Origin of the sequence: Streptomyces sp. SID13031, from assembly GCF_010548305.1 — a bacterium.
Lineage (GTDB): Bacteria > Actinomycetota > Actinomycetes > Propionibacteriales > Kribbellaceae > Kribbella.
On record NZ_JAAGLV010000009.1, the window covers coordinates 190,420 to 216,592 of the forward strand.

The following is a 26,173-nucleotide window of genomic DNA, read 5'->3' on the forward strand; positions in this document are numbered from 1 at the left end:
CTTCAGGTCGGCCAGGCGGCTGTCAGACCGCCGTCGACAGTCAAGGCCTGGCCGGTCACGTAGCGGGCCGAGTCGGAGAGCAGGAAGAGGATCGCGTCGGCGACATCGGCCGGCTGACCGACCCGGCCAAGAGGAATCGTCGGAGCCGAGCGCTCGAGGCCGCCCGGACCGCCCGAGTTCACCGGGTCCAGGGACTGTGGCGATTCGATCACGCCAGGCAGCACCGCGTTGATCCGGACCCTGCGCGGCCCCAGCTCGAGCGCCGCGCTCCGGACAAACCCGATCAGACCGGCCTTGGCGGACGTGTACGGCGTATGGCCGGACCACCCGACTGCCGCCCCGGCGATGCTGGACACAACCACTACAGCTCCATCGGCTGGAAGCGCGCGAACCGCGGCCCGGACCGTCCGCATCACACCGGTCAGATCGATATCGAGAATGCGGTACCAGTCCTCGTCCGTCAGAACTTCGAGCGGCGCCAACTTCAGCACGCCGGCATTGGCCACTACCGCATCCAGCCGACCGAACTCCGCCACCGTCGCCTGCACAGCGGCAGACATCTCCTCGGTACTGCGGACGTCGGCCTGCACCGAGATGGCTCGGCATCCGGCGGCGATGATCTCGTCCACCACCGGCTCGACGTCGTACGGATCGCCTTTGAACGTGCCGACCGCGACCGCGTAGCCGGCCGCTGCTGCGCGGAGAGCGGTCGCCCGGCCGATGCCGCTGGCCGCTCCTGTAACGAGCAGAACCTTCACAGCATCACGTGTCCGCTGTTCGGGCCGAGGGTCTGACCGGTGTAGAGGTTGCCGCCGGGTTCGCTGGCCAGCAGCACGGCCGTCGGGGCGACCTCGAAGGGCTCGCCCGATCGCTTCAACGGCAGCTCGGCCATCAGGGTCCGCGTCCACTCGTCCGACAGCGCGCCACCGAGCGGGGTGTTGATCGGTCCGGGTGCGATGCAGTTGGCGGTGATTCCGGTGCCACCGACCTCACGTGCCAGGGAACGCGTGAAACCGATAACACCGGCCTTGGCGGCGGCATAGTGGGCCAGCCCGGCCCCACCGCGCTGACCGACCTGCGACGCGATGTTGATGATGCGGCCGAAGCCCGCTTCGAGCATCGGCGGCAGCGCGGCCCGCGAGCAGAGGAAGACGCTACGCAGGTTGACCGAGATCATCTCGTCGAACATCGCCGTCGGCATCTCCAGCACGGGCGACTCGGTGAGGATGCCCGCGTTGTTCACCACGACATCCACGGCGCCCAAAGCATCGCGCGCCTCACCGAACATCCGCTCGACGTCAGACTCGCTGGACACGTCGGCCTGCACGGTCACCACCTCACTGACGAATTCGGCGCACCGCTTCCGCACTGTGTCCAGCGCCGGTCCACCGGTGCGGTCGACGAGACACAGCCGCGCGCCGGCTTCGGCGTACGCGAGGGCGATGGCGGCGCCGATCCCGCTGGCGGCTCCGGTCACCAGGGCGGTCATGCCGTCCAACGAGGCGATCGGTACGCCGGTGGTCCGGACTGGTTCCGTGGTCACACGATCACCTCGCTAGAGCCGACACCGGAGCCGACGCCGGAGCCGACGCCGAAGATGCGGGCTGTGTTGCCGCCGAGGATGAGCTCGGCCTCCGCGTCGGTGAAATGCGCCAGCTCGACCCGCAGGCGTTCGTACTCCATCGTGAACAGTGGTGCGGCGGTAGCGAACAGCAGCCGCTCCGGCCCGAATTTCGCCACCACGCCCTCCAGGAAGTCCTCGCGGTACATGCCGCTGGTGTGCACGTGAACGTTGGCGTTACCCAACGCCAGCTGCGCATCGAACTGGGACATCCCGGAGATGTTGAACTGACCACCGTTGGTCAGCACGAACGTGTTGTCCGGGGTCCACTCCGCCGCCGCTCCCAGCTGCAACGGTTCGGCGAACAGGTGGTAGCCGGCGGCAACCATCACCGGTACGGCCAGCTCGGCTGCGCACTCGACGATCGGCCGGACGAGAACGTCGTCGTTGATCCGGAAGCGCTCCTCCGAAGGATGCAGGAAGAGGCCTCGCGCCCCCTCGCCCACCGCGCGCCGCAGCTCGGCGATCGCGGCCTCGCCCTCCCAGGGATCGACCCGGCAGAGCGGGATCAGCCGGCCGTCCGACTTGCTCGCGGCTTCGGCGAGCGCGTCGTTGGCTGCGGTGAAGCCGCTGCGGTGCGGATGCATGGGTGCCGCGATGGCGACGTCCGTGCCGACCGCGTCCATCCCTGTCAGCGCGTCCGCGGCGTCGAGTTGATAGCCGAAGTGAGAGACTCCGAGGAACAGCAGCCCATCGATGTTCGTCATGCCGCCAGCCCCAGCAGCGTCTCGGCGTTGCCGCCCAGCACCAGGCCGGCCGCTTCCTCGCCGAGCCCGGCGATGACCACCTTCTGCTTCTCCAGGTTGGGCGAGCTCACCGGACCATCGCTGCCGAAGACGACGCGCTCGGCGCCGACCCGCTCGACCGCGGTCCGGATCTTGTCCGGGTAGGGCATCGCAGAGGTCTCCAGGATGATGTTCGGGAACCGCTCGGCGACGTCGAGCGCCTCGTCGACGTGGAAGTAGCCGCCCATATGGCCGAGGATGATGGTCGCGTCGGGACACGCGGCCGCGGCCTGGGCGATCGACAGCGGAGTACTCAGTGGCTCGTCGCCACAGTGGAACAGCGTCGGCACGCCGAGTTCACCGGCCAGCCGGATCAGCTCGATGGTCGCCACCCCACCTGGGTGCTGCAGGGTCGATACCGGGTGCAGCTTGAGTCCTTTGAAGCCGAGCTCGGTGATGGCCTGTTTCAGCAGTTGCTTCGAGGTTTCCAGGTGCGCCGGGTTCAACCGGAGGAAGCCGTAGAGCCGGTCGGGGTAGTGCTCGCACGCCTCGGCGATCAGCTCGAGGCCCTGGGGGTTCAGGCCCGGCAGGTCCGTCAGCGTCATCACCGCCGACCGTTCGACACCTGCCTCGTCCATCGCGCGGATACAGTCCGCCGCGGACATCTGCCAGCCGAGCGCCGTGCTCTCCTCGATGTGCATGTGCATGTCGAAGATCATCTGCAGTCCTCCCTCATCGATCCCGTCCAAGCCCTTGTACTGCGTCAATGCTGCCGGTCACGCCGGGGGCTCCACCAGCACCGGAGTGACTTCGGCCAGCGTGCGCTCGACCCAGCCGAGGTCGACCGACCGGCCTCCGACCACGACGCCGACCGGGCGACGAAGTACCTCGAGGCCCTTTCGCGGATCGCGCTCGGCCACCAGCAGATCGGCGCGCGCTCCGACGGCCAGTACGCCGACCGGGGCGTCCTCGCCGGCTCGCCGTACCAAGGTCCCGGCGGTGACCGTGGCCGCCCGCAGCGCCTCGGTTGCGGTCATGCCGCGGTCGACGTACATCATCAGCTCGTCGAGCAGGCCGCCGATCGGGTTGAAGGCAGTGCCCGCATCCGTGCCTGCCGCGATCCGCACCCCCGCGGCGATCGCCTTGGCCGTGTTGGCCCGGTAGGTCTCCCGCGCCTTCAAGCTCTTCTCGACAGTCGCCGCCGGGATGCCGAGGCCAGGTGCGATCGGGTTCAGCGCGGTGACCGTCGGTACCAGCGTCACACCCGCATCGATCATCTGCTTGTAGTTGTCGTCTTCCGCGAAGGCGGCGTGCTCGATCGTGTCGACGCCGGCCGCGATCGCGTTGGTGATGCCCTGCGGCGCGTGGGCGTGGGCGGCGACCAGGACGCCTGCCTTGTGAGCTTCCTCGATCCCGGCCGCGAGCTCGGAGATCCCGAGCTGTGGCAGTCCCGGGTTACCGGGCGACGAGATCCCGCCGGTCGCCATCAGCTTCACCACGCCGGCCCCCGCCGCGAGCTGTTCGCGGACGGCCAGCCGCACGTCGTCGGCGCCGTTGGCGATCCGTCCGTAGTCCGCACAGTGCCCGCCGGTCATCGTGATCGGCCGGCCCGCCGCGACGACGCGCGGCCCCAGCAGCTCACCCGAGTTCACCTGCCCGGCGTAGTCCAGCGTCATCCGGTCGACCGAGCCGAGATCGCGCACCGAGGTGATCCCTGCCCGCAAGGCCAGCAGGCCATTGTGGAAGCAGGTGATCGAGCGCACGAACGGCGCGCGGTCCCAGTGCAGGAACGGCGCCGCGTGAGCGGCCAGGTCGAAGTGGACATGGCAGTCGATCAGCCCCGGCAGCACGAACGCGCCGCGCAGCTCCACCTCGGGGGTGCCGTCAGCAGGCACCTGCTCGGCTGTCACCTCCGTGATGACGCCCTGTCGCACCACCAGCGAACCGAACGGCTTCTCGCGGAGTTCCTCGCCCATCAAGGCGATGCCGTTCCTCAGGATCAGATCGGAGCTCACGCACTCACCTTTCTATTGCGTACAGCAACTTCCCATTCGGGGATGACGTCGGTCGAGCACGCGACCTCGAAGCGGTGCCGCATCAGCAGCAGCGACGCCTCGTGCTGGGCGCGGTCGTCGCTGGCGACACAGTCCTCGACGATCACCACGTAGTAGTCGTTGAACAGTGCGTCGCGGGCAGTCGACTCGACACAGCCTTCCGTCGTGCAGCCGCTGACGACGACCGTCTCGATGCCGTTGCTTCGCAACAGCAGATCGAGGCTCGTGCCCCAGAAGCCGCTCGAGCGCCACTTGGGTACGACGAGCTCGCCATCGCGCGGCACGAGCTCGTCGACGAACTCACGCCCGGCATCGCCCTGCTCGGTGAAGCGGAACCGCCCACTGGTGATGCTGTCCTGCCTCCGCAGGCGCAAATTGAACCGTAGCTGTGCGGGCGACTCGCTCATTCCACCGGGCAAGGTCGTCATCTGTACATGGACGACCAGGACTCCGGCGGTACGAGCCGCAGCCAGCAACGCGGCGATCCGGGGACGTACCGCGGGATACATCGACAGGTCCACGCCCTGCCGGTCGAACGCGAACCCCGGCTCGACGAAATCCCGCTGCATGTCGATGATCACCAGCGCGGCCCGGGCCGGATCGACCAGCTCATCGAGCTCGGTCAGAACCTGCTTGCCGCCGACTTCGATCACTGGAACGACGCCGCGTGGTAGTAGGAGTACCCGGTCGGGCCGAAGTGCACGTCGGCGAGGTTGGCGGCGCCGGAGTACACGCCGCTGACGTTCCACAGCGGCAGGAAGATCGCGTCGTCCATCAGCGTGGTGGTGATCTTCTCGTAGGCAGCGGTCCGCGCGGTGCCGTCGACGATCGAGTTCGCCTTGGGGATGGCTGCGTCGATCTCCGGGTTCTTGTAGTGGGCCCAGTTGAAGCCGGACTTGACCTGGCCGCTGGTGGCCAGGTTGTTGAGCAGGTACGGGTCGACGTCGTAGTAGAAGATCGCCGACAGGTTCTGCACGCCCTGGTTGTACGACGCGGCCGCCGTGGTGAACGGCTGCGACTTGGTGGTCGAGCTGAAGCCGACCTCCTTGAGCGCGTTCACGACGTACTGCGTGGGCAGGTCGAACCCGTTCGCGCTCTGGATCAGGATGTCCAGGGTGAGCTTCTGGCCACCCTTGCTCCGGGTGCCGTCCGGGCCGGCGATCCAGCCGGCCTCGTCCAGCAGGCTCTTCGCCTTGGCCGGGTTGTACGCGTACATGGTGTCGTTGGCCTTGACGTAGCCAGGGGTGCTGGGGGTGAGGATGTTGTAGGCCGGCGTGAAGGCGCCCCGCAGTACGCTCTCGTTGAGCTTCTTCTGGTCGACCGCGTAGAGGATGGCCTGGCGGACCCTGAGGTCGTTCGTCGGGCCCTTGTCGACGTTGATCGGGTAGCCGTACGGATGCCCGGTCGACGGCATGTCGTAGTGCTTGAACTGCGCCGTCTTCTTGACGGTCGCGATCGTGTCGGGGTCGAGGCTCATCGCCATCTGCACCTGCCCACCGCGCAACGCGTTGTAGCGGGCGTTGGTGTCAAGCAGGATCTTGAAGCTCAGTTTCTCCAGCTTGGCCGGACCGGCCGGACCGAAGGGGGCCGGACCCCACTTGTAGGCAGGGTTCTTCGCCAGGCCGACATGGTCCTGGTTGACGTAGTCCACGAACTTGAACGGACCCGTGCCGGTCGGGTGGGCGGCGATGTCGGTGCCGTACTTCGTCAGCGCCGCGGGTGACTGCATCCCGTAGGTGATGTTGGTCATCTCGTGTTCGAAGGCCGCGTTGGGCTGGGAGAAGACCACCTTCGCCGTGTACTGGTCGACGACCACGGTTTCCTGGTACGGGCCGAGCCCGCCCTTGGCCGAGCGGGACTTGGTCGCCGGGTCGACGATGTGGTCGAACGTCGCCTTGACCGCGTTCGCGTCGAAGTGCGTGCCGTCGTGGAAGTCGACGTCGTCGCGCAGCTTGAACGTGTACGTCGTGGCGTCCTTCGACACCTCGTAGCTCTTGGCCAGTCCCGGGTGCATCACGTTCTTGCCCGAGGCGTCCGGCAGCCACCAGAACAACGGGTCGTAGATGTGCGTGATCATCATCGCGACCATCGCCAGGCCGGTGGCCCCGGGGTCGAGCGAGTCCGGCTCCTGGTAGACCCCGACCGTCAAGGTGCTCGTCTTGCTACCTGCGCCCGAGCCGGACGCGTTGTCCGAGCAGGCCGCGAGCACCGAGCCGCCGCCGAGCGCGAGCAGGCCGGCCGCGCCGGCTTTCAGCAGGCTCCGGCGGCTGTAAAGCTCCGAGCGTAAGGCGGGTGAAATGGTGGGTTCGAGGCTCACGATGGACTCCTTCTGCTTTCTGGTTCTTCTGTCTGCGCCCCCAGTCGCTCGAGTGACCGGATGGCCAGCTCGGCATGGAGCAGTGCGCCCCGAGTCATCACTTGATCGTCGAACCGCGCCAGCGGGCTGTGGTTGCTGGGCGCGTTCGCGAAATCGTCCGCCACCGAGGCGCCGAGCATCAGGTAGCTGCCCGGGACGGCCTGCAGTACGCGGGAGAAGTCCTCCGAGCCCGACTCGGGGAACTCCATCGGCAGGAACTGGTCCTGGCCAAACACGTCGGACACCACGTCCGCGACGAACCCCGCGTGGAAGGGGTCGTTGACGGTCGCCGGGTACTCCCGGATGTACTCCACCTCGACCTCCAGCCCATGCGCCAGGGCGATGCCCTGGCAGACCGCCGTCGCGAGCGGACCGACCGCTTCACCGTTCGCGGCGGAGAAGGTCCGGACGGTGGCCTGGAAGTCAGCGGTGTCCGGAATGACGTTGCTGGCGCTGCCGGCGGCGACAGCGCCGACCGTGATCACGACCGGGTCGAAGATGTCGAACCGCCGGGTCACCATCGTCTGCAGTGAGGTGATCATCTCGGCGGCCGCCGAGATCGGGTCACGGCCGAGGTGTGGCGACGAGCCGTGGCCGCCCCGGCCCTGGACCGTCACCTTCAGCTTGCTGCTCGACGACATCATCGTGTTACCGCGGGTGGTGAAGACACCGTTCGGCGTCTTGCCCGAGCGGACGTGCATGCCGTAGGCGGCACTCGCCTGAGGGCCGGCAGCGGTCAGCACGCCCTCCTTGATCATGGCACCGGCACCGTCGAAGCCCTCTTCGCCGGGCTGGAACATGAAGACGATGTCGCCGGCGAGCTCGTTTCGCCGCTCGGCGAGCAGCCGCGCGGCGCCGACGAGCATCGCCATGTGCAGGTCATGACCGCAGGCATGCATCGCACCGGCGATCTCGCTGCTGAACGGCTCGCCGCTGCGCTCCTGCACCGGCAACGCGTCCATATCGGCGCGAAGCAGTACGGCGGTGCCGGTACTGCGACCGCCGCGGAGTACCCCGGTGATGGAAGTGACGCTCTTGCCGAGGGTGATCTCCAGCCCGAGGTCCCCGAGCGCCCCTAGCAGCGTCTCCTGGGTCCTGGGCAGCTGCAGCCCGATCTCCGGACCGCGGTGCAGCCGGTGCCGGAGTTCAGTCATCTCCGGGCCCAGCTCCGCGACGTCCGAACGAAGTGTGCCGCTGATCGTCATGCATTTTCCCTTGCTCGCTGGAGTTGCCCTCAAGCTAAGATCACATCTGTTACATGTTGGTTTCGTGCTTGATTTCATTCAGAACAGGCCGCTTTATGAAGGAATCCACCAATCTCACCAGTGACGACCGGGAGCTCATCGGAGCCCTCCAGGTCGGCCCGCGGGCGCCGTGGACCGAGATCGGCGAGGCCCTCGGAGTCAGCGGCGTCACGGCCGCGCGCCGCTGGGAACGCATCAGCGCGACCGGCGTCGCCTGGGTGACCGCGGCTCCGGGCATGAGCCGCAACACCGAGCAGTGCGTCGCGTACGTCGAGGTCGACTGCCAGCCGGGCAAACGCAAGGAAGTGGCGGCCGAGCTGGCCAGGCACGAGATCGTCCTGACGGTGGAGATCACCACCGGCACCGCGGACATCCTGCTCACCATCGCCGCCGCGAACCTGATCACGCTGTCGCACTATCTGCTGGACCACCTGGGCAGCATGGAGAGCGTGCTCAGGACCAGAGCGCGGATCGCCACCAAGATCTACACGGAGGGATCCGCGTGGCGCCTGATGGACCTTCCCGACGACACCCTCCGGGTGCTGGAGCGGCTGCGCTCCAAACCTGAGCCGGTCCGGCCCGACGAGGCCGTCATCATGACTCCGGACGTGCAGCGGCTGGCCGGTCTGCTGACGGTCAACGGACGAGCCTCGTACGCCGAACTCGCGGCAGACGCGGACCTCAGCCCGACCACCGTGCGGCGGCATGTCGGCAAGCTGCTGGGCGGCGGCATGCTCGTCCCCCGCACCGACGTGGCAGCCGAGCTCTCGGGCTCACCGGTGCAGGTCTACCTGTGGGCCGACGCGCCCGTCGACGGGCTGCCGGCGACGGCTCGGACGATCTCGCAGATCCGCCAGGTGCGACTGTGCACCACGGTGTCGTCCGCGCCGAGCATGTTGCTCTGTGCCTGGCTGCACACCGTCGAGGAGGTGCATCGACTGGAGCTGGCGATCGCGAACCGGCTCCCCCAGGTCCGCATCGTCGACCGGCTCGTCGTGCTGCGGACGGTGAAGCGGATGGGGCGATTGCTGGACCACCACGGGCGCGCCATCGGGGTCGTCCCGATCAACATCTGGGAGGACACCCTCGAGCATCCGGCCGGCCTCGACCCGGTGTACTGAATTTATCGGCCGTCGCGGGGAGGCCGCTGAAGAAATCCGCCAAACCGGCGGCCACCCGGCTGGCCGTGATCCGGCTGAAACAGGTCTGTAAGCCGGTGTACACCGAGAGGGGAAATCTGGATGTGACAATGGCGGGCTACAAAATTGTCCATGACCTTTGTCCTCCGCCGTCTGCTCGCCTCGATCCCCGTGATCGTCGGCGTCACGATCGTCGCGTTCCTGCTGATCCACCTGGTCCCGGGTGATCCGGCGCAGGCCATGCTGTTCGGCTCGAACGCGACCCCGGAGCAGATCGATGAGCTCCGCAACCAGCTCGGTCTGACCCAGCCGCTGTGGCAGCAGTACCTGGACTTCTTCGGGCAACTGCTGCACGGCGACCTGGGAACGTCCTACGTCACCCACAACTCGGTCGGTTACGAGCTCGTCTCCCGCGCACCGAGCACGCTCGCCCTGACCGGTACGGCGATGCTCGTGGCCGTCCTGGTCGGCGTACCGCTCGGGCTCGTGGCCGGGGTCCGGCCCAACTCGTGGCTGGACACGATCGCCCGCTTCGTCTCCTTCGTCGGCGTCGCGATCCCGTACTTCTTCCTGGCCCTGCTACTCGTCCTCGGCTTCGCCTTCCACCTCAACTGGCTGCCGGCGATCGACAACGGCACCGCCAGCGGTCTGATCCTGCCTGCCATCTCGCTCGGCTGGGGTTACGCCGCGATCCTCACCCGGCTGATCCGCGGGCGGGTGATCGAGGAGTACCGCAGTGACTACGTGAAGTCGGCCCGGGGCCGGGGGTGTTCGGAACTGCGCGTCCTGCTGGCGCACGTCTTCCGGAACTCCTCGACACCGGCCGTCACGATGATCGGCCTGCAGTTCGGCAACATCCTCACCGGAGCCGCCGTGACCGAGGTGATCTTCGGTCGCGCCGGGGTGGGCAGCTTCCTGGCCACGTCGATCACCACGAAGAACATCCCCGTCGTCCAAGGAGCGATCGTGCTGATCGGCCTCAGCTACATCGTCATCAACCTGGTCGTCGACCTCGTCGTCGGGGCGATCGACCCCCGCACCCAGCTGAACATGGCCTCGGCATGATCGCCCGGAGCCGCTACGGCCGGATCGTGACATCGGTGCTGATGGTGATCATCCTGCTTGCCTTCCTGGTGCTGCTCGTCCATCCCGGGCTGTTCGCACACACCAGCCCACTGGACAACGGTGACAGCCCGATGGCCCCGCCGGGCGGCCCTCACCTCTTCGGCACCGACCAGCTCGGCCGCGACATCTTCAGCCGGGTGATCTACGGCGCCCGGCCGGTGCTGGCAGCCAGCCTGGGCGGCGTCCTGCTCGCGATGCTCGCCGGTGTCGCGATCGGCCTGGTCGGCGGGATGGCACCACGGACCGTCAGCCTCGTCGTGATGCGGATCGTCGACGTGCTGCTCGCCCTTCCGGTGCTGCTGATCGCGCTCATCCTGATCGCCACCCTCGGCGCCGGGGTGAAGAGCATCATTCTCGCGCTGGGCGTCGCCTACACGCCCGGGTTCGCCCGGATCGTGGAGGCGTCGGTCCGGAGGCTGCGCTCGATCGAGTACGTCCAGGCCGCCAGGATGTTCGGCTCCACCGGCCCGCGGACCGCCGTCCGGCACCTGTTGCCCAACCTGGTCACCGAGGTGGTCGTGATGGCAAGCAGCGCCGTCGGCTGGGCCGTCCTGACGGCGACCACGCTGAGCTTCCTCGGCCTCGGGGTGCAACTGCCGAACCCTGACTGGGGCAGCGATCTGGCGGCCGGCGCGACGAGTCTGTCGACGGCCTGGTGGCTGTCCACCTTCTCCGGGATCGCGATCACCCTCACCATCCTGGTCGCCAACTTCGCCGGCGACTGGGTGATGACACTGATCGACTCGAGCGGACGGGGGTGGACGAGATTCCGGGCTCTCGGCGGGCTCCGGACCAGCCTGCCCAGGACCGCTCCCGGCCCGACCATCGTTACCACCTTGGCCTCCGAGGAGACGACATGAGCACCACTTCCCCTGCCATCGCGGCGCCGAGTACGCAGTACGGCGAGACGGTGCTGAGCATTCGCGACCTGCAGGTCGAGATCCGCACTCCGAACGGCGTGGTGCGGCCGGTCGACGGCGTCACCTTCTCCGTGCGGGCCGGCGAAACCGTCGGCCTCGTGGGCGAGTCAGGATCAGGCAAGACGATGACCGGGATGTCGGTGCTGCAGTTGCTGCCGCCCGGCGGGTCCGTCGTCGGCGGCTCCATCGAGTTCGACGGGCACGAGCTGACGGCGATGACCCCGGCCGAGCTCCGGAAGCTGCGCGGCAACGACATCGCCGCCGTCTTCCAGGATCCGATGACGTCGCTGAATCCGACCCGGACGATCGGCAGCCAGCTGCGTGAGGCGTACCGCATCCACCGACCGGGTACGTCCGTCGCCGAGGCCAACCGCCGCGCCGAGGAAGTCCTCTCGCTGGTCCGGATGCCGCGGCCGAAAGAGCGCCTCCGGGACTATCCGCACCAGCTGTCAGGCGGTATGCGGCAGCGCGCGATGATCGCCATCGCGCTGCTGTGCGAACCGCGGTTGCTGATCGCGGATGAGCCGACCACCGCACTCGACGTCTCGATCCAGGCCCAGATCCTCGAACTGCTGGACGACCTGAAGGCTCGCCTGGGGATGGGCATCATCCTGGTCACCCATGACCTGGGCGTGATCGCCGGTCACGCCGACAAGGTGGCGGTCATGTACGGCGGTCGCATCGTCGAGGAGGCACCGACGGCCGAGCTGTTCGCCGCGCCGAGCCACCGGTACACGCAGGCGCTGTTCGAGTCGATGCCGACCATGGAGCTGGATGCCAGTCGTGCGCTGGCCTCGATCCCCGGTCTTCCTCCGCAGTTGATCGACCTGCCACCGATGTGCCGCTTCGCACCTCGCTGTCGTTTCGCCGGCCAGGACTGCCGAACCGAGAACCCCTCGTCGGTAGAAGTGGCCCCCGGCCACACCCACTCGTGCTTCCACCCGCGGCCGACCGACATCAGCGACGCCGAGGAGGAGCATCTCTACACCGAACTGGACCTCGGCCCGCGCGGCGGTACGGGACGGACCCTGGTGACGCTCGACTCGATCGAGAAGCAGTACCGGATCAAGAACCCGGCACCGTTCAAGCCGCGCCGGGTGCTGCACGCGGTCTCGAACGTCAGCCTCGACGTGATCGAGGGCGAAACGCTCGGCATTGTCGGCGAGTCAGGATCGGGCAAGACGACGGTCGGCCGGATGCTCGTCGGTCTCGAGACGCCCACCAGCGGCGCAGTACTGTTCGACGGCCGCGACATCAGCCGCCTCACCCCCTCGGCCCAACGCAGGCGCGGCGGCGACCTGCAGCTGATGTTCCAGGACTCCGCGGCCGCCCTCGACCCGCGGATGAACGTCGCCGACCTGATCGCCGAGCCGCTGGCCGCCCAGCACATCGGCAGCCGCAGCGAACGGCGGGCAAAGGTGATGGAGCTGATCGACGCCGTCGGTCTACCGCGGACCGCGGCCACGCGACGTGCCTACGAGTTCTCCGGCGGTCAGCGGCAGCGGATCGCGATGGCCCGCGCCCTCGTTCTGCGACCGAAGGTGGTCGTCGCCGACGAACCGGTCTCCGCGCTCGACGTCTCCATCCAGGCGCAGATCCTCAACCTGATGCGTTCCCTGCAGGCGGCCTACTCCCTCACCTACGTGGTCATCTCGCACGACCTGTCCCTGCTCAGGTACATGTCGGACCGCATCGGCGTGATGTACCTGGGCAAGCTGGTCGAGCTGGGTCCCAGCGCCGAGGTCTACGCAGCGCCCCGGCATCCCTACACCGCGGGCCTGATCGCCTCCGTCCCTGTCCCCGACCCGGGCCGGCGGAACGAGACGCCGGAGGCGGGGCTCGTGGGCGAGATCGCCTCGGCTATCGACCCGCCCAGCGGCTGCCGTTTCCGCACCCGCTGTCCCCTGGCCACGGACCTGTGTGCCCGCGAGGAGCCGGGCCTGGTCCTGCGGGACGGACCCCACGCCGTCGCCTGCCACTACCCGCTGACCACGGACGGCGGCCCGATCTGAGCCCCTGACCTGCTATCGCCGCCGCCTGATTCAAGAGTGGGTACAAGACGCGCGGGGCACCTGGTGCCTCACCAGGATTGTCCGACCAGGTAAGAAGGAGTCATGACTGTCGTGCGCGCACTGGCCAGGCCGTTGCTGTCCACCATTTTCGTCGTCCAGGGCCTGAAAGCGATCCGGGACCCCGAGCCGCACGTAGCGAAGGCTCAGCCGGTCGCCGATCGCTTCATCCCGCTGATCCAGAAAGTGGCGCCACAGCAACTCGGCGACCGGATCCCGGAGAGTACTGCGAACCTCGTCCGCCTCAACGGCGCTGCCCAACTGCTCGGTGGGCTTGCGCTCGCGACCGGCAAGGGACGGCGGCTCGGCGCCGTACTGCTGGCCGGATCGCTGGTGCCGACGACGCTGGCCGGGCACTCGTTCTGGCAGGAGACCGACAAGGCTGCCAAGGCAGCTCAGAAGGTCCAGTTCATGAAGAACCTGGGCATCATGGGCGGCCTGCTGCTCGCCGCGGTCGACACCGAGGGCAAGCCCGGCGTCGCCTGGCGGGCCAGCCACGGCGCCAAGGCAGCCAAACGCGAGACCAAGCGCGGCGCGAGGCTCGCCAAGCGGGAGACGAAGCAGTTCGCCCGAACCGCCAAACGCGAGGCAAAACACGCAGCAAGCCTGGCAAGAGCCGAACTCCCCTTCGGCTGACCGCCCGGCGCAGCCCGGATCGTCACTTCGGGATCTTCGGACTCGGGGCACTAGGCTCGGGGCGGAATCATCCGTAGAGCTGGGAGTGAGATGGCTGGGAACGGGATGGAAGGGCAGCAGCGCTGGCCGGCACCGTTGGCTGAGGGTGCGGTGAGTGGGCGGGTGACCGTTCCCGGGTCGAAGTCGATCAGCAACCGGGCGCTCGTGCTCGCCGCGATCGCCGACGGTCCGTCCACGCTGTCGGGGTTGCTCATTGCCCGCGACACCGGGCTGATGCGTACCGCTCTCGTCTCCCTCGGCGTCGCCATCACCGAGCAGGACGGCCTAGTCACCGTCTCCCCGGGCTCGCTCAAAGGCCCGGCGAGCGTCGACTGCGGGCTGGCCGGCACCGTGATGCGCTTCGTTCCGCCGGTGGCCGCGCTGGCCGACGGCGAGATCGCGTTCGACGGCGACCTGTACGCCCGCGAGCGCCCGATGGACGTCATCCTCGGCGCACTGCGTGCCCTCGGCGTACAGATCGAGGACCACGGCACCGGCCGCATGCCGTACGCCGTGAGCGGCACCGGCGCGGTCCGCGGCGGCAAGGTGACTCTGGACGCGTCCGGGTCGAGCCAGTTCGTCTCGGCCCTGCTGCTGGCCGGAGCCCGGTACGACGAGGGCGTCGATATCCTGCATGACGGCAAACCCGTACCGTCGCAGCCGCATCTCGACATGTCCGTCGCGATGCTGCGCGAGCGTGGTGTCCAGGTCGACGACAGCCAACCCAATCGCTGGATCGTTGCTCCCGGCCCCATCCGCGCCCTCGACACCGCGATCGAGCCCGACCTGTCCAACGCGGCGCCGTTCCTGGCCGCCGCGATCGTCACCGGTGGCGAGGTGACCGTGACCGGCTGGCCGGCTCACACCACCCAGCCCGGCGGCCAGCTCCCCGACATCTTCACCCGCTTCGGCGCCGAGGTCACGCTCACCGATGGCGAGCTGACCGTCCGCGGCGCCGGCCGGATCCAGGGCGTCGACCTCGACCTGAGCGAGGTGGGCGAGCTGTCGCCGGTGCTCGCCGCTGTCGCCGCGCTCGCCGACGGACCGTCGTACCTGCGCGGCATCGCACACCTTCGCAACCACGAGACGGACCGGCTGGCCGCGCTCGAGACCGAGCTCAACGCGCTCGGCGGCGACGTCAACCAGACCCCCGACGGGCTGGAGATTCGCCCGAAACCCTTGCATGGTGGGCTTTTCGGCACCTACCACGATCACCGGATGGCGCATGCCGCCGCCGTACTAGGCCTTGCCGTGGCCGGTCTGGAGATCGAGAACATCGCAACGACGGCCAAAACCCTGCCCGAGTTTCCGCAACTCTGGTCGGCGCTGGTGAGCTGATGTCGAAGTACGACGAGGAAGCCAAGTACGACCGTCCCAAGCGCCACACCCGGCCGCGGACCAAGGACCGGCCGACGTACGACAACGCCGTCATCGGCTTCGTGATCACCCGCGACCGCGGCCGCTACACCTGCTGGGTGGGCGAATCGGATCGCGTGGTGACGGCGATGAAGGCGCGCCAGCTCGGCCGCAAGGGCGTCATCGTCGGCGACCTGGTCAAGCTCGACGGCGACGCCACCGGCGACAAGGACACGCTGGCCCGGATCGTCGAGGTGCTCCCCCGCAAGACGCTGCTGCGCCGCTCCGCCGATGACGACGACCCGGTCGAGCGGCCGCTGGTCGCCAACGCCGACCAGCTCGTCATCGTCGTCTCGGTGGCCAATCCGGAGCCGCGGACGAGACTGATCGACCGCTTCCTGGTCGCGGCGTACGACGCGGGCATGCGACCGCTGCTCTGCCTGACCAAGACCGACCTGGCCGACCCCGATCCGCTGCTCTCGATCTACCGGCCGCTCGGCGTCGAGTCCGTCGCCACCCAGCACAACGGCGATCTCAGCGAGCTGGCCGAGCAGTTGCGCGACCGGACGAGCATGATGGTCGGCCACTCGGGCGTCGGCAAGTCGACGCTGGTCAACGCTCTCGTGCCCGGTACCAACCGCGCGATCGGCGTGGTGAACGACAACACCGGTCGCGGGCGGCACACGTCGACGAGCGCGCTGCTGCTCCGGCTGCCCGACGGCGGCTGGATCGTGGACACGCCTGGGATCCGGTCGTTCGGGCTGGCGCACGTGCAGCCGGATCAGCTGATCCACGCGTTCGGCGACCTGGCCGAGGAGACGCGCGACTGCCCGCGCGGCTGCACGCACTCCGAGACCGAGCCCAACTGCGCCCTCGACGAGGCGGTCGAGGCGGGCCGCATCGACCCCGAACGGGTCGCCTCCTTCCGCCGCCTCCTGGCGAGCCGCGAAGGCCGCGACCTGGAGACCACCTAGCCGGACCGCCACCACACACCAACCTCCTCCGGAGCCGCTGAACCGAGCGTCTCCAGGCGGAGCACAGCGTGCGTGAGCAGAGTTGGTGTGTGATGGCGGTCCGGGACGCGTCCCGGGGTTCGGCGTGCGAGCTACTTGGGCGGGAGCTGGCCGTCCCAGACCGCCTTGGCGCCGGCGTCGCCGGTGCGGATGGTCTGGATGATGACCAGGACGCCGATGACCACGATCGCCGCGCTGGTCAGCAGCTCCAGCGGGCGGCTCTTGGTTGCCTTGGCGCCCTTTCCGCTGGCCAGCGCGGACGGCCCGGCGAGCAGCAGGAAGGCCGCCACGGCGGCCAGCGCGAAGATCAGCACGATCCAGAACAGCACGTCGCCCCGGTCCTGGTGGACCTTGACCAGTGGCTGCAGTTGCGGGACCGCGGCAACGAACGCCTCACCGCTCTCCTTGGCCACGAACGCGCAGACGAGCGACCCGATCCCGAGCAGCAGCGTCGGCCAGCGCAGCAGCCAGCGCCACTTGGGCACCAGCGCGTAGACGATCGCGGTCAGCGCGGCGACCGGCAGCAGCAGTACCGTCAGGTGGATCACCAGGACGTGAAGCGGAAGATCCCCGAAGCGCTCGAACATGACGCCTCCAGCAGTCGTTGTCTTCTGAACACTAGTGTCACGTTCAATCACCCCGGATGGTTCAACCCGAGCCGAGACCGACTCGCAACCTTCGGCCCGGCCCAGCCCAGCCCGCGGTACGGGCGCACCTGTTGAGTGGTCAGGCGGCAGGCTAGCCTTCCGGTCATGCCCTCGCACACCGACGACTTGCGGCTCGCCCACATCCTGGCGGATGACGCCGACTCCACCACGATGGACCGCTACAAGGCGCTCGACCTGCACGTCGCGACCAAGCCGGATCTCACCCCGGTGAGCGAGTCCGACCGCAAGGTCGAGGACGTGATGCGCAAGACGCTGTCCCGGGCCCGGCCGCGGGACGCGTTCGTCGGCGAGGAGGAGGGCACCACCGGCTGGGGCGTGCGCCGCTGGGTGGTCGACCCGATCGACGGCACCAAGAACTACATCCGCGGCGTCCCCGTCTGGGCCACCCTGATCAGCCTGATGATCGAGGACCAGGTCGTCGTCGGCGTCGTCTCCGCGCCCGCTCTCGGCCGCCGCTGGTGGGCGTCGTACGGCGACGGCGCGTGGACCGGTCGCGCGCTGATGTCCGCCCAGCCGTGCCGGGTCAGCGACGTCGCCACGATCGAGGACGCCTCGTTGTCGTACTCCTCGCTGAAGGGCTGGGAGAAGCTCGGCAAGAAGGACCAGTTCGCCGACCTGATGGAGTCGACCTGGCGCACCCGCGCGTACGGCGACTTCTGGTCGTACATGCTGGTCGCCGAAGGCGCTGTCGACATCGCGGCCGAGCCCGAACTCAACCTGTACGACATGGCCGCGCTGGCCATCATCGTCGACGAGGCCGGCGGCAAGTTCACCTCCGTCGACGGCACTCCCGGCCCCACCGGCCCCAACGCCGTAGCCACCAACGGCCGCCTCCACGACGAAGTACTCCGCCGCCTCGCCTAGCTCGCACGCGCTTCAGCGAGCGGCGATCAGCCAAGCCGGAGCGGGCGGTGGTACCGGTGATCGCCTAAAGTAGTGGCGTTCGGACCAGGCGTACCGGAAGGGCAGGCTGCGATGGGTGAAGTAGGCGGCAAGGGCGGCGAGGGCGTCGTGATTCCCGGCGTCGACACGACCAAGCCGAGTATCGCCCGGACCTACGACTACCTGCTCGGCGGCAAGGACAACTTCGCCGTCGACCGGGCCCTCGGGGACAAGTTCATCACCGGCCTGCCGGGGTCGCAGGCGATTGCCTTCGACAACCGTGGCGCGCTGATCCGGGCGGTCCGGGAGATCGTCCGGACCACCAAGGTGCGGCAGTTCCTCGACCTCGGCAGCGGATTGCCGACGGCGGACAACGTGCACCAGGTCGCCCAGCGGCACGCGCCGGAGACCAAGGTCGTCTACGTCGACAACGACCCGGTGGTGCTCGCGCACGGCCGCGCGCTGCTCGCCGAGAACGAGAACACCGCGGTCTTCCAGGCCGATCTGCGCGATCCCAAGTCGATCTACGACAGCCCCGAGACCAGGGCGATGATCGACTTCGGCAAACCCGTCGCGGTCATCCTCAGCGCGGTGCTGCACCACCTCAACGACGACGAGGACCCGGCCGCCATCGTGCAGTTCTGGTACGACCGGGTGCCGTCCGGCAGCTACTTCTTCATCAGCCACTTCCGCAGCGAGAACGACCCGCGCAGCGCCGAGATGCAAGCGGTGCTGCAAGGCTCGCTCGGCCGCGGCCGGTGGCGGACCAACGAGGAGATCCTCGGGCTGTTCGGCGACGGGCTGACCGTGCTCGAGCCGGGCATCGTGGCGTCGATCGAGTGGCGCCCGGACAAGCCCGTCGACGACCTCAGCGACTGGTCCCGGCTGATCGCCACCGCGCTGGCCGTCAAGCCTTGACCGAGTCGGTCTGGACGCGTTGCAGCCGCCAGACCGACGGCACCAGCAACGTGAGCGCCACGATCACCAGGTGCACGCCGGCGCCGTACAGCTCGACCAGCTTCACACTCGTCACGGCGGCCAGGTAGCCGACCGCCAGCTGGCCGATCGGCCCGGCGATGAACGACCCGAGCATGTCGTACGACGAGACCCGCGACAGCTTGTCGAGTGGGATGTGCTGCCCGAGCGCGGTCTCCCAGCCGATCCCGAACAGCTCGAACCCGATCCCGACCACGAACGCGACCCCGGCGACCGCGGCCGTGTACGGCGCCAGCGCGAGGCACAGGTACATCGGCACGATCGACAACATGCCGAACATCCCGATCCGGACCGGGTACCGCGGCTTGAGCCGGATCATCACGATGCCGCCGACGATCAGCCCGCCGCCGAAGCTCGCGCTCACCAATCCCCAGCCGATCCGCCCGAAGGTGTCGTCGGCGATCACCGGGCCGAGGATCTGGTAGCACGCGGAGAAGATCAGGTTGAGCAGCATGAACGCCGCCACCACGGTCCAGACCCACTGCCGGGAGGCGAACTCGGTCCAGCCCACCCGCAGGTCGTGCAGCACCGACGTGGTCGAGCGCTCGATCGGCGGCAGCCTCAGCAGGGTGAGCAGGAACGCGCCCAGGAGGAAGGTCACCGCGTCGACGGCCAGCCCGATCCCGGGCCCGGCGAAGCCGACGATCACACCGGCCACGGCACCGCCCCCGATCATCGCGATCGACCGGGCGAACCCGGACACCGCATTGGCCTGCGGCAACTCGTCGCGGTCCAGGATCGACGGCAGGATGCCGACCATGGCCGGCAGCACGAACGCCGAGGCGATGCCGTTCACCGCCTCGATCGCGGCCAGTTGCCAGATCTCCGCGTGGCCGGACAGCACCAGTACCGCCGCGAGCGCCTGGGTCAGGCCACTGACCGTGTTCGCGACGATGATCACCAGCTTGCGCGGCAGCCGGTCGGAGATGACGCCGCCGATCAGCAGGAAGACGACGTTCGGGATGCTCCGGGCGGCCACCACGATGCCGACGGCACTCGCGGCGTCGGAGACGTCCAGGACCGCGAAAACGAGCGCGATCGGGGCGATCGAGGAGCCCAGCACCGAGACGAAGCGGGCGCTGACGAAGATCCGGACGTCGCGGTGCCGCAGTACTGCGAGGTCCTCGCGCCAGCTCAATCCGTCACCGGACGTGACGAGGAGGAGCCGCGGCGGCAGCGGGCGGGACAGGCTACGGTCACCATCCGCATTCTGCCAGACCTGCCGTTCACTGGTTTCATTCGCTACCTTTGGGTATTGGACTCTTCTCCACCACCAGGAGGCTCCGTGAAGATCAACGACGTACTGCGCGGTAAAGGCAGCAACCAGGTCGTCACCATCTCCCCAGAAGCCACCGTCACCGAGCTCCTGGCGCTACTGGCCGAGCACAACGTCGGCGCGCTCGTCGTCAGCGCGGACGGCAGCACGCTGGCCGGTATCGTCTCCGAACGCGACGTCGTCCGGCTGCTGAACGGTACGCCGGACGCGGGCGAGGTCCGGGTCAGCGCGATCATGACCGAGCAGGTGCACACCTGCGGACCCGACGACCTCGTCGACAACCTGATGCGGCTGATGACGGACCGCCGGATCAGGCACGTCCCGGTCGTCGTCGACGGCGCACTGACCGGCATCGTCAGCATCGGCGACGTCGTCAAGACCCGGATCGGCGAGCTCGAGTTCGAGCGCGAGCAACTTTCCAACTACATCTCGGGCTGACCTACGGTCGTTTGCTCCTGGCCGGGTCTACATTCCGTCCATGGAGCCGACACCCCCCGACCAGAACCCGGAACAGCCGCCGCCCGCCGGCGGCGGCTATCCGGGCCCGGGCCAGCCTGCGCCCGGATACCCGCCCGCCGGACAAGGCGGGTATCCCCCGCCCGCGCCCGGCCAAGGCGTACCACCGGGGTACCCACCGGCCGGTGGAGCTCCCCCGCAAGGCGGCTACCCGCCGCCGCCCGGCCACTACCCACCGCCTGGCCAGGGTGGTTACCCGCCGCCTGGCCAGGGTGCGTACCCACCGCCTGGGCAGGGCGGTTATCCGCCGCCGCCCGGGCAGGGTTTCTATCCCTATCCGGGTGGGAACCAGTTGCCGCCGAAGGGCAAGGTGAGCGTTCTCGCCGTGCTCGGGTTCATCTTCGGCCTGATCTCGATCGTCCCGGTCAGCGTCGTCTTGTCCATCATCGCGCTCGTCCAGATCCCCAAGCAGAATCAGCGCGGCAGAGGCCTGGCCATCGCCGGTCTGGTGTTGTCCGCGCTGTGGTTGGTCGTCTACATCCTTGCCGCCAACAATGCCGGCGAGCCCGCCCGGGACGCCTCCGGTCAGGTGACCACGACGGTCAACACCCGCCCGGACAAGCTCCGGGTCGGCGACTGCGTGACCAGCCTGCAGGCGGGGGAGGTCAAGGACATCAAGGTCCAGCCGTGCGACCAGCCCAACGGTGGCAAGGTGTTCGCCGTCTTCGACCTCCCGGCCGGCAACTGGCCCGGCCTCGCGGCGGTACAGGCTGCTGCGGAGAAGGGCTGCACCGATCGGTTCAATGCCTTGAACCAGCAGGCCGACAAGCCGTCGGTCGTCTTCTTCCTGCACCCGGCCGAGGACGGCTGGTCCCGGGGTGACCACGGCACCACCTGCCTGATCGTCCCCAGGTAGAAGCTCCAGAACAACCGCGGGCCCGGCACACGATGTGCCGGGCCCGCAGTTTGTTCAGCTACCTGTTCAGTACCGGGTGACCGCCGCGTAGGCATCGACGATGCCCTTGCCGTAGAACCCGTTGAAGCTTCGCGGCCCCTCACAGAGCGCGTCGAACTCGGTGGAACGACCCTCGTTCACGTACGTCTGCAGGCGAGGCGTCGGGCAGACACGCTGCTGCGCGCTGTCCAGCAGGACCTTGCGCACCTTGTCCGGCGCCAGCCCGAACGAGTTGTGCGACCCCTTCTTGCCGTACTCGCTGACGATCAGCGCGGCCACCCCGGTCACGTGCGGTGACGCCATCGACGTCCCCTGCAGCCAGTTGTAGTAACCACACTTGGTGATGTCCGTGACCCCTGCCGGGCACTGCTTCTGTACTCCGCCGGCCACGCCGGCCTCGGTGATCGCACCCGCGGCGTCGACCAGGCCATCGGCCTGCAGGACGTTGATGGGGTACGTCGACAGAATCAGGTTCTCGTTCGTCCGGTACTGCGGCGTACCGAAGCCGTCACGGAACCAGCCACCCGGTGCCGCCACGTCGATCTGCTCGGTGCCGTAGTTGGAGTAGTCCGCCTTCTTGCTCGACGGGCCGAGCGCGGAGACGCCGATCACGTGCGGGCCCTCGACCGGCAGGTCGATGCAGGTCGCGTTGTCGATCGGCCGCGGGTACGGCGCGACGTCGCCGAAGTCCGGGCTGGAGATGTCGGTGCGCGGCTTGCCGAGGTCCTCGTGGTTGTTGCCGAGCGATCCGACCAGCGTCACGCCCTTCTTGTGCGCGTAGTTGAGCGCCCGGGACATCGTGTTGATGATGACGCGCTGCTCAGCCTGCGCCTCCGGGCTGTCGGCCGGGTTGGCCGTGCAGTTGTAGAGCCACGGGTCGACGTAGAAGGACATGTTGACCACGTCCAGCCCGACGTCACCGGCGTAGGTGAGAGCATCCACCACCGGCCCGAGGAAGAGGAAGCCACCGTCCTGGCCACCGCGGATCTCCACCAGGCTCACGCCCGGCGCGACACCGGAGACACCGACGCCGTTGAGCGCGGCACCGACGGTGCCGGCCACGTGCGTGCCGTGCCCACTGTCATCCCAGCCGACCGGGTCGACACAACCAGCGAACTCACACGGGCCGTCGATCTCCGGAATGTCCGTGACGAAGTTGCGGGACAGCTTCCAGTCGAAGTTCGGCGCGAGGTCGGGGTTGCGGGCGTCGATCCCGGAGTCCAGGATGCCGACCTTGACGGCCTTCTTGCCGGGGTGCTTGGCGTGCGACAGATCCGCGCGGATCATCTTCAGACCCCACAGCTGCGCGTCGAGCGGGTCGGCGGTCTTGTTCTTGGCCGCCTTCTTGCCCGCCACGCTCTTGCCCTTGGCAACGGCACCCAGGTGCTCCTGCTCGACCAGGCTCGGCCTTGCCTGCGGCAACTGACCGATCGGCCGGCTGTGCGCCGCGCCCTCGATGGCCGGCGACGCGGCCACCCTGTTGACGAACCCGGTCGCGGCGGCCTGCACCGTCATCGTGCCCAGGTTCGTGTTCTCCTTGACCAGCGACCCCCCGGCCGCCTGTACCGCGGCGAGCGCCTGGGCGTGGTTGGCCCCGGCCTCCAGCAGCACCAAGTACTCCGTGGTGCCCCCGGCAACCGCGGTCGTACCGGCGCCGGCGGTGGCCGGAACTGCCAGTGCACCGGCCAGTAGCGCCATGGCACCAGTGGCCGCATACAACGATCTGCGGACGTCTCTCACGAGCGGATCCCCTCCCTGAAGTGACTGACCCGGCACACGCTAACCGGGTCCGGCGGGGTTCGGCGAGAGGCCGACGTTGTCAGGATCGCCAAGCAAGCGACTGACCTGACCGGATCAGCTCGGCGCGGAGACCCGGCGACGAGGGATCGCGAGGCCGAAATTCGCCGCCAGGGCAACGGTTTCAGCCCCTGCCCTGGCAGCGAGGTCAGCTCAGTTCGGTGATGTCGCCGATCTTCAGCCCGGTGAGCTGGGAGCGGACTTCCTTCGCCTCCCCGACGACAACGACCAGCAACCCGTTGGCTCCGACGTACCGGCGGTAGGCCTCGGTCGCCGACTCGGCGGTGGTCGCGGCGATCTGGGCGAGGTAGGTGTCGGCGAAGTCGAGCGGTACGCCGGCGGCGATGTTGCTGCCGACCTGCTGCGCGACCGAGTCGGCCTGCTCGTAGCGCAGCGGCGCAGTACGGATCAGGCTGTCCTGTGCCTCCTGCACCTCGCGCGCGGTCAGTCCGTCGCGAGCCTCCAGCAGGATCTTCAGCGCGTCACCGATCGCCGCACCGGTCACCTCGGTACGGACGGCGCCGCCCAGGCTGAAGGTGCCGCCCTTGCGCGGCGCGGTGAAGCTGGTACGGGTGCCGTAGGTGTAGCCCTTCTCCTCGCGCAGCACCGTGTCGACGCGGGAGGTGATGGTGCCGCCGACGACGTGGTTGGCGACCGCGGCCGCACCCCAGATGTCCTCACGACGGTCCGGGCCCGGGCAGCCGATCAGCAACTGGCTCTGAACTGAGCCGGGCCGGTCCACAAGCACCAGCTTGTCACCGGCGATGTAGAGCGGCTCGGGCGTCTCGATCGCAGTACCCGCGTCGGCGGTCCAGTCGCCGAACGCGTCGTCGATCACCGCGGCCACGTCGACCCCGGTGGCGTCACCCGCGAACAGGATCTCGGCCCGCGCCGGCCCGATGTTCGCGTGGTAGAACTCGGCCACCTGGACGTTCGTCAGCGGCCGGATCGTGTCCGGCGTACCGGCGGTCGGGCGGGACCTGCGCGTCGACGGACCGAACAGGTTCGCCGCGAACGCCTCGCGCGCACGGTAGCCCGCGTTCGCGCGCTCCTGGTTGATCTCGCCGAGCCGGATCGTCACGTGCCGCCCGACGTCGGCCTGGTTGAAGGCCGGCCGGGTGATCGCCTCGGCCAGCAGCTTGACGGCCGGCGCCAGCTGCGAGGTCGGGACCGAGATCTCGACGTGCAGCGCGTCCGAGCTGACATCCACCCCGTACGCCGCGCCGTGCCGCTCCAGCGCCGCGGCGAACTCGTTGGCCGACTTGAGCTCGGTGCCCTCGTCGAGCGTGCGCGACATGATCGTCGCGACGCCCTCCAGCTCGCGTGGCTCGATGGCCAGCGGCATGGCGACGGTCACCCGCACGGTGGCGACGTACTGCCCCGGGCGGTCGAACACGTGCACCGGAGTACCGGAGCGGGTCGTAGTACTGGTTGCGACCGGGAAGCGCCACGGCCGCGGCGGTGCTACTGCCGGCGGTGTGGTCAAGGCCTGGCTGCTCATTCCTGCTCCCCTGCTGCGTCTGCTGCGTCGGCGGCTGGGCCGCTCGTCTGCTGGTCCTCGGCGTCTTTCTGGCGCCGGTACGTGATCTGTGCGCGAGAACCGGCGCGAACCCACTTGCTGGCCGCCGCCTGGACCTCGTCGGCCGTCACCGCGCGGATCTCGTCGATCCTGGTGTTGATCCGGTTCGGGTCGCCGAACAGCAGCGCGTTGTGCGAGATCTCGTCGGCCCGGCCGCCACAGGTGGCGAGCTGCTCCAGCCAGTCCCGCTCGGCCTGCGCCTGCACGGTCGCTAGCTCATCGGCGGTGACGCCGTCCTTGGCGAGCTTCTCGATCTCCTCGACGAGCGCGTCCTCGACCTGCTGCAGGTCGACGCTCTCGGAGGCGATCCCGGTCAGCGTGCCGAACGAGACGCCACCGATCAGCGGCAGCGCGCCACCCGAGACCGACTGCGCGATCTGCTCGTCCCGGACGAGTCGCCGGTTGAGCCGGCCGCTCTGTCCACCGGCCAGTACGTCGAGCGCGAGCGCCGCGGCGTCGAGCTCCGGCGTACCGTCGACCGGCAGCCGGAACATCATCGTGATCAGGTCGGACGGGACGTCGTCGACGACATCGTCGCGGAACACGCCGTCGAGCGGGCCGACCGTGCCGTCCGGTGCGGGCGGCGGCGTCGGGATCGCCTGCAGGTGCCCGAAGTACCGCTTGGCCGCGTCGAACGCGTCCTCCTCGGAGACGTCGCCGACGATGGTCAGGACGGCGTTGTTCGGGCCGTAGTACTTGCGGAAGAAGGCGTGCACGTCCTCGACCGCGGCCGCGTCCAGGTCGGCCATCGAGCCGATCGTCATGTGCGCGTACGGGTGGCCCTCGGGGAACAGCAGCCGGACGAGCCGCTCGTACGAGTCGCCGTACGGCCGGTTGTCGTAGCTCTGCCGCTTCTCCTCCTTCACCACGTCGCGCTGGTTGTCGAGGTTCTCCTGGTTGACCGAGTCGAGCAGGTAGCCCATCCGGTCCGCCTCGAGCCAGAGCGCGAGGTCGAGACCGCCGCTGGGCAGCGACTCGAAGTAGTTCGTCCGGTCGAAGAAGGTGCTCGCGTTGAGACTCGCCCCGACGCTCTCCAGCAGCGAGAAGTGCTGCCCCGACTCCACGTTGCGCGACCCCTGGAACATCAGGTGCTCGAACAGGTGCGCGAACCCGGTCAGCCCCGGCGGCTCATGCCGCGACCCCACGTCATACCAGAGGTTCACCGACACGATCGGCACGTTCCGGTCAGAACTGACAACGACCCGCAGACCGTTGTCCAACGTCTGCTCAGCAAGCGGATAGTTCAGCGGCATAGAGCCACCCTACG

24 protein-coding genes are annotated in these 26,173 nt (G+C 68.6%); 11 read left to right on the forward strand and 13 right to left on the reverse strand.

The genetic code is table 11. The features are described from left to right. Positions 1–2: 2 nt before the first annotated feature. From G3I17_RS19550 to G3I17_RS19585, 8 genes are read right to left on the reverse strand one after another with little or no spacing between them, the layout of a single operon-like run. Positions 3–758 carry an SDR family NAD(P)-dependent oxidoreductase gene (locus tag G3I17_RS19550; protein WP_164598260.1) on the reverse strand — a complete coding sequence of 252 codons (756 nt, stop codon included), beginning with the start codon at positions 756–758 and terminating at the stop codon, positions 3–5. Then, positions 755–1,543, reverse strand: coding sequence for an SDR family oxidoreductase (locus tag G3I17_RS19555; RefSeq protein ID WP_203590464.1), 789 nt, complete (start codon positions 1,541–1,543; stop codon positions 755–757). The genes G3I17_RS19550 and G3I17_RS19555 overlap by 4 nt, the downstream gene beginning before the upstream one ends. After that, entirely contained in the window at positions 1,540–2,328 is a 789-nt protein-coding gene (locus tag G3I17_RS19560) for an amidohydrolase family protein (RefSeq protein ID WP_164598262.1), read from the reverse strand. The genes G3I17_RS19555 and G3I17_RS19560 overlap by 4 nt, the downstream gene beginning before the upstream one ends. After that, on the reverse strand, positions 2,325–3,065 hold the full coding sequence (locus G3I17_RS19565) for an amidohydrolase family protein (protein ID WP_164598264.1): 741 nt from the start codon (positions 3,063–3,065) through the stop codon (positions 2,325–2,327). The genes G3I17_RS19560 and G3I17_RS19565 overlap by 4 nt, the downstream gene beginning before the upstream one ends. 57 nt (positions 3,066–3,122) lie before the next feature. Beyond that, entirely contained in the window at positions 3,123–4,361 is a 1,239-nt protein-coding gene (locus tag G3I17_RS19570) for an amidohydrolase family protein (RefSeq protein WP_164598266.1), read from the reverse strand. Continuing rightward, on the reverse strand, positions 4,358–5,053 hold the full coding sequence (locus G3I17_RS19575; RefSeq protein ID WP_164598267.1) for an isochorismatase family cysteine hydrolase: 696 nt from the start codon (positions 5,051–5,053) through the stop codon (positions 4,358–4,360). The genes G3I17_RS19570 and G3I17_RS19575 overlap by 4 nt, the downstream gene beginning before the upstream one ends. Then, entirely contained in the window at positions 5,050–6,717 is a 1,668-nt protein-coding gene (locus tag G3I17_RS19580) for an ABC transporter substrate-binding protein (protein ID WP_164598269.1), read from the reverse strand. Before G3I17_RS19580 ends, G3I17_RS19575 begins: the two co-directional genes overlap by 4 nt. Continuing rightward, a complete protein-coding gene (locus G3I17_RS19585; RefSeq protein WP_164598271.1) occupies positions 6,714–7,961 on the reverse strand; it encodes a M20 family metallopeptidase in 1,248 nt (415 codons plus the stop codon). The genes G3I17_RS19580 and G3I17_RS19585 overlap by 4 nt, the downstream gene beginning before the upstream one ends. A gap of 95 nt (positions 7,962–8,056) precedes the next feature. Here G3I17_RS19585 and G3I17_RS19590 point away from each other — a divergent pair, with 95 nt between their 5' ends. From G3I17_RS19590 to rsgA, 7 genes are all read left to right on the forward strand, one after another. Beyond that, positions 8,057–9,121, forward strand: a complete 1,065-nt coding sequence (locus G3I17_RS19590) for an Lrp/AsnC family transcriptional regulator (protein WP_164598273.1) — start codon at positions 8,057–8,059, stop codon at positions 9,119–9,121. 150 nt (positions 9,122–9,271) lie between these two features. Further along, complete coding sequence (locus G3I17_RS19595) at positions 9,272–10,204, forward strand: ABC transporter permease (RefSeq protein WP_164598275.1); 933 nt, start codon at positions 9,272–9,274, stop codon at positions 10,202–10,204. Further along, positions 10,201–11,124 (forward strand): ABC transporter permease, encoded by a 924-nt coding sequence (locus G3I17_RS19600; RefSeq protein ID WP_164598276.1) that lies wholly within the window; start codon positions 10,201–10,203, stop codon positions 11,122–11,124. The genes G3I17_RS19595 and G3I17_RS19600 overlap by 4 nt, the downstream gene beginning before the upstream one ends. Beyond that, entirely contained in the window at positions 11,121–13,196 is a 2,076-nt protein-coding gene (locus tag G3I17_RS19605; protein ID WP_164598278.1) for an ABC transporter ATP-binding protein, read from the forward strand. The genes G3I17_RS19600 and G3I17_RS19605 overlap by 4 nt, the downstream gene beginning before the upstream one ends. Before the next feature lie 102 nt (positions 13,197–13,298). Then, complete coding sequence (locus G3I17_RS19610) at positions 13,299–13,889, forward strand: DoxX family protein (RefSeq protein ID WP_164598280.1); 591 nt, start codon at positions 13,299–13,301, stop codon at positions 13,887–13,889. Positions 13,890–13,979: 90 nt separating this feature from the next. Next, complete coding sequence (aroA, locus tag G3I17_RS19615; protein WP_239062698.1) at positions 13,980–15,266, forward strand: 3-phosphoshikimate 1-carboxyvinyltransferase; 1,287 nt, start codon at positions 13,980–13,982, stop codon at positions 15,264–15,266. Beyond that, a complete protein-coding gene (rsgA, locus tag G3I17_RS19620; protein WP_164598282.1) occupies positions 15,266–16,258 on the forward strand; it encodes a ribosome small subunit-dependent GTPase A in 993 nt (330 codons plus the stop codon). The genes aroA and rsgA overlap by 1 nt, the downstream gene beginning before the upstream one ends. 131 nt (positions 16,259–16,389) lie before the next feature. On the opposite strand, the gene G3I17_RS19625 is transcribed toward rsgA, so the two are convergent. Then, on the reverse strand, positions 16,390–16,884 hold the full coding sequence (locus G3I17_RS19625; protein ID WP_164598284.1) for a DUF2231 domain-containing protein: 495 nt from the start codon (positions 16,882–16,884) through the stop codon (positions 16,390–16,392). A 165-nt stretch (positions 16,885–17,049) separates the two neighbouring features. Here G3I17_RS19625 and hisN point away from each other — a divergent pair, with 165 nt between their 5' ends. Both hisN and G3I17_RS19635 read left to right on the forward strand, forming a co-directional pair. Continuing rightward, positions 17,050–17,829 (forward strand): histidinol-phosphatase, encoded by a 780-nt coding sequence (gene hisN, locus G3I17_RS19630; RefSeq protein WP_164598286.1) that lies wholly within the window; start codon positions 17,050–17,052, stop codon positions 17,827–17,829. A gap of 111 nt (positions 17,830–17,940) precedes the next feature. Next, complete coding sequence (locus G3I17_RS19635; protein WP_164598546.1) at positions 17,941–18,765, forward strand: SAM-dependent methyltransferase; 825 nt, start codon at positions 17,941–17,943, stop codon at positions 18,763–18,765. On the opposite strand, the gene G3I17_RS19640 is transcribed toward G3I17_RS19635, so the two are convergent. Next, positions 18,755–19,981: an MFS transporter gene (locus tag G3I17_RS19640; protein WP_164598288.1), complete on the reverse strand. Its 1,227-nt coding sequence runs from the start codon at positions 19,979–19,981 to the stop codon at positions 18,755–18,757. The two genes, G3I17_RS19635 and G3I17_RS19640, sit on opposite strands and share 11 nt — an antisense overlap. Before the next feature lie 147 nt (positions 19,982–20,128). Between G3I17_RS19640 and G3I17_RS19645 the strand changes: the two genes are divergently transcribed. Further along, positions 20,129–20,557, forward strand: coding sequence for a CBS domain-containing protein (locus G3I17_RS19645; protein WP_164598290.1), 429 nt, complete (start codon positions 20,129–20,131; stop codon positions 20,555–20,557). A 40-nt stretch (positions 20,558–20,597) separates the two neighbouring features. Next, complete coding sequence (locus G3I17_RS19650) at positions 20,598–21,491, forward strand: DUF4190 domain-containing protein (RefSeq protein ID WP_164598292.1); 894 nt, start codon at positions 20,598–20,600, stop codon at positions 21,489–21,491. 66 nt (positions 21,492–21,557) lie between these two features. Here G3I17_RS19650 and G3I17_RS19655 read toward each other — a convergent pair whose 3' ends face one another. The 3 genes from G3I17_RS19655 to G3I17_RS19665 form a co-directional block, all read right to left on the reverse strand. Further along, a complete protein-coding gene (locus tag G3I17_RS19655) occupies positions 21,558–23,270 on the reverse strand; it encodes a S8 family serine peptidase (RefSeq protein ID WP_203590466.1) in 1,713 nt (570 codons plus the stop codon). Positions 23,271–23,475: 205 nt separating this feature from the next. Continuing rightward, positions 23,476–24,828 carry a pitrilysin family protein gene (locus G3I17_RS19660; RefSeq protein WP_164598296.1) on the reverse strand — a complete coding sequence of 451 codons (1,353 nt, stop codon included), beginning with the start codon at positions 24,826–24,828 and terminating at the stop codon, positions 23,476–23,478. Then, a complete protein-coding gene (locus tag G3I17_RS19665) occupies positions 24,825–26,159 on the reverse strand; it encodes a pitrilysin family protein (RefSeq protein ID WP_164598298.1) in 1,335 nt (444 codons plus the stop codon). The genes G3I17_RS19660 and G3I17_RS19665 overlap by 4 nt, the downstream gene beginning before the upstream one ends. Positions 26,160–26,173: the final 14 nt, after the last annotated feature.

Coding starts and splice junctions, on each gene's coding strand:
- G3I17_RS19590 (WP_164598273.1), top strand. CDS start 8,057: ATGAAGGAATCCACCAATCTCACCAGTGACGACCGGGAGCTCATCGGA.
- G3I17_RS19585 (WP_164598271.1), bottom strand. CDS start 7,961: ATGACGATCAGCGGCACACTTCGTTCGGACGTCGCGGAGCTGGGCCCG.
- G3I17_RS19625 (WP_164598284.1), bottom strand. CDS start 16,884: ATGTTCGAGCGCTTCGGGGATCTTCCGCTTCACGTCCTGGTGATCCAC.
- G3I17_RS19650 (WP_164598292.1), top strand. CDS start 20,598: ATGGAGCCGACACCCCCCGACCAGAACCCGGAACAGCCGCCGCCCGCC.
- G3I17_RS19660 (WP_164598296.1), bottom strand. CDS start 24,828: ATGAGCAGCCAGGCCTTGACCACACCGCCGGCAGTAGCACCGCCGCGG.
- G3I17_RS19565 (WP_164598264.1), bottom strand. CDS start 3,065: ATGATCTTCGACATGCACATGCACATCGAGGAGAGCACGGCGCTCGGC.
- G3I17_RS19665 (WP_164598298.1), bottom strand. CDS start 26,159: ATGCCGCTGAACTATCCGCTTGCTGAGCAGACGTTGGACAACGGTCTG.
- G3I17_RS19560 (WP_164598262.1), bottom strand. CDS start 2,328: ATGACGAACATCGATGGGCTGCTGTTCCTCGGAGTCTCTCACTTCGGC.
- hisN (WP_164598286.1), top strand. CDS start 17,050: ATGCCCTCGCACACCGACGACTTGCGGCTCGCCCACATCCTGGCGGAT.
- aroA (WP_239062698.1), top strand. CDS start 13,980: ATGGCTGGGAACGGGATGGAAGGGCAGCAGCGCTGGCCGGCACCGTTG.
- rsgA (WP_164598282.1), top strand. CDS start 15,266: ATGTCGAAGTACGACGAGGAAGCCAAGTACGACCGTCCCAAGCGCCAC.
- G3I17_RS19605 (WP_164598278.1), top strand. CDS start 11,121: ATGAGCACCACTTCCCCTGCCATCGCGGCGCCGAGTACGCAGTACGGC.
- G3I17_RS19635 (WP_164598546.1), top strand. CDS start 17,941: ATGGGTGAAGTAGGCGGCAAGGGCGGCGAGGGCGTCGTGATTCCCGGC.
- G3I17_RS19610 (WP_164598280.1), top strand. CDS start 13,299: ATGACTGTCGTGCGCGCACTGGCCAGGCCGTTGCTGTCCACCATTTTC.
- G3I17_RS19600 (WP_164598276.1), top strand. CDS start 10,201: ATGATCGCCCGGAGCCGCTACGGCCGGATCGTGACATCGGTGCTGATG.
- G3I17_RS19595 (WP_164598275.1), top strand. CDS start 9,272: ATGACCTTTGTCCTCCGCCGTCTGCTCGCCTCGATCCCCGTGATCGTC.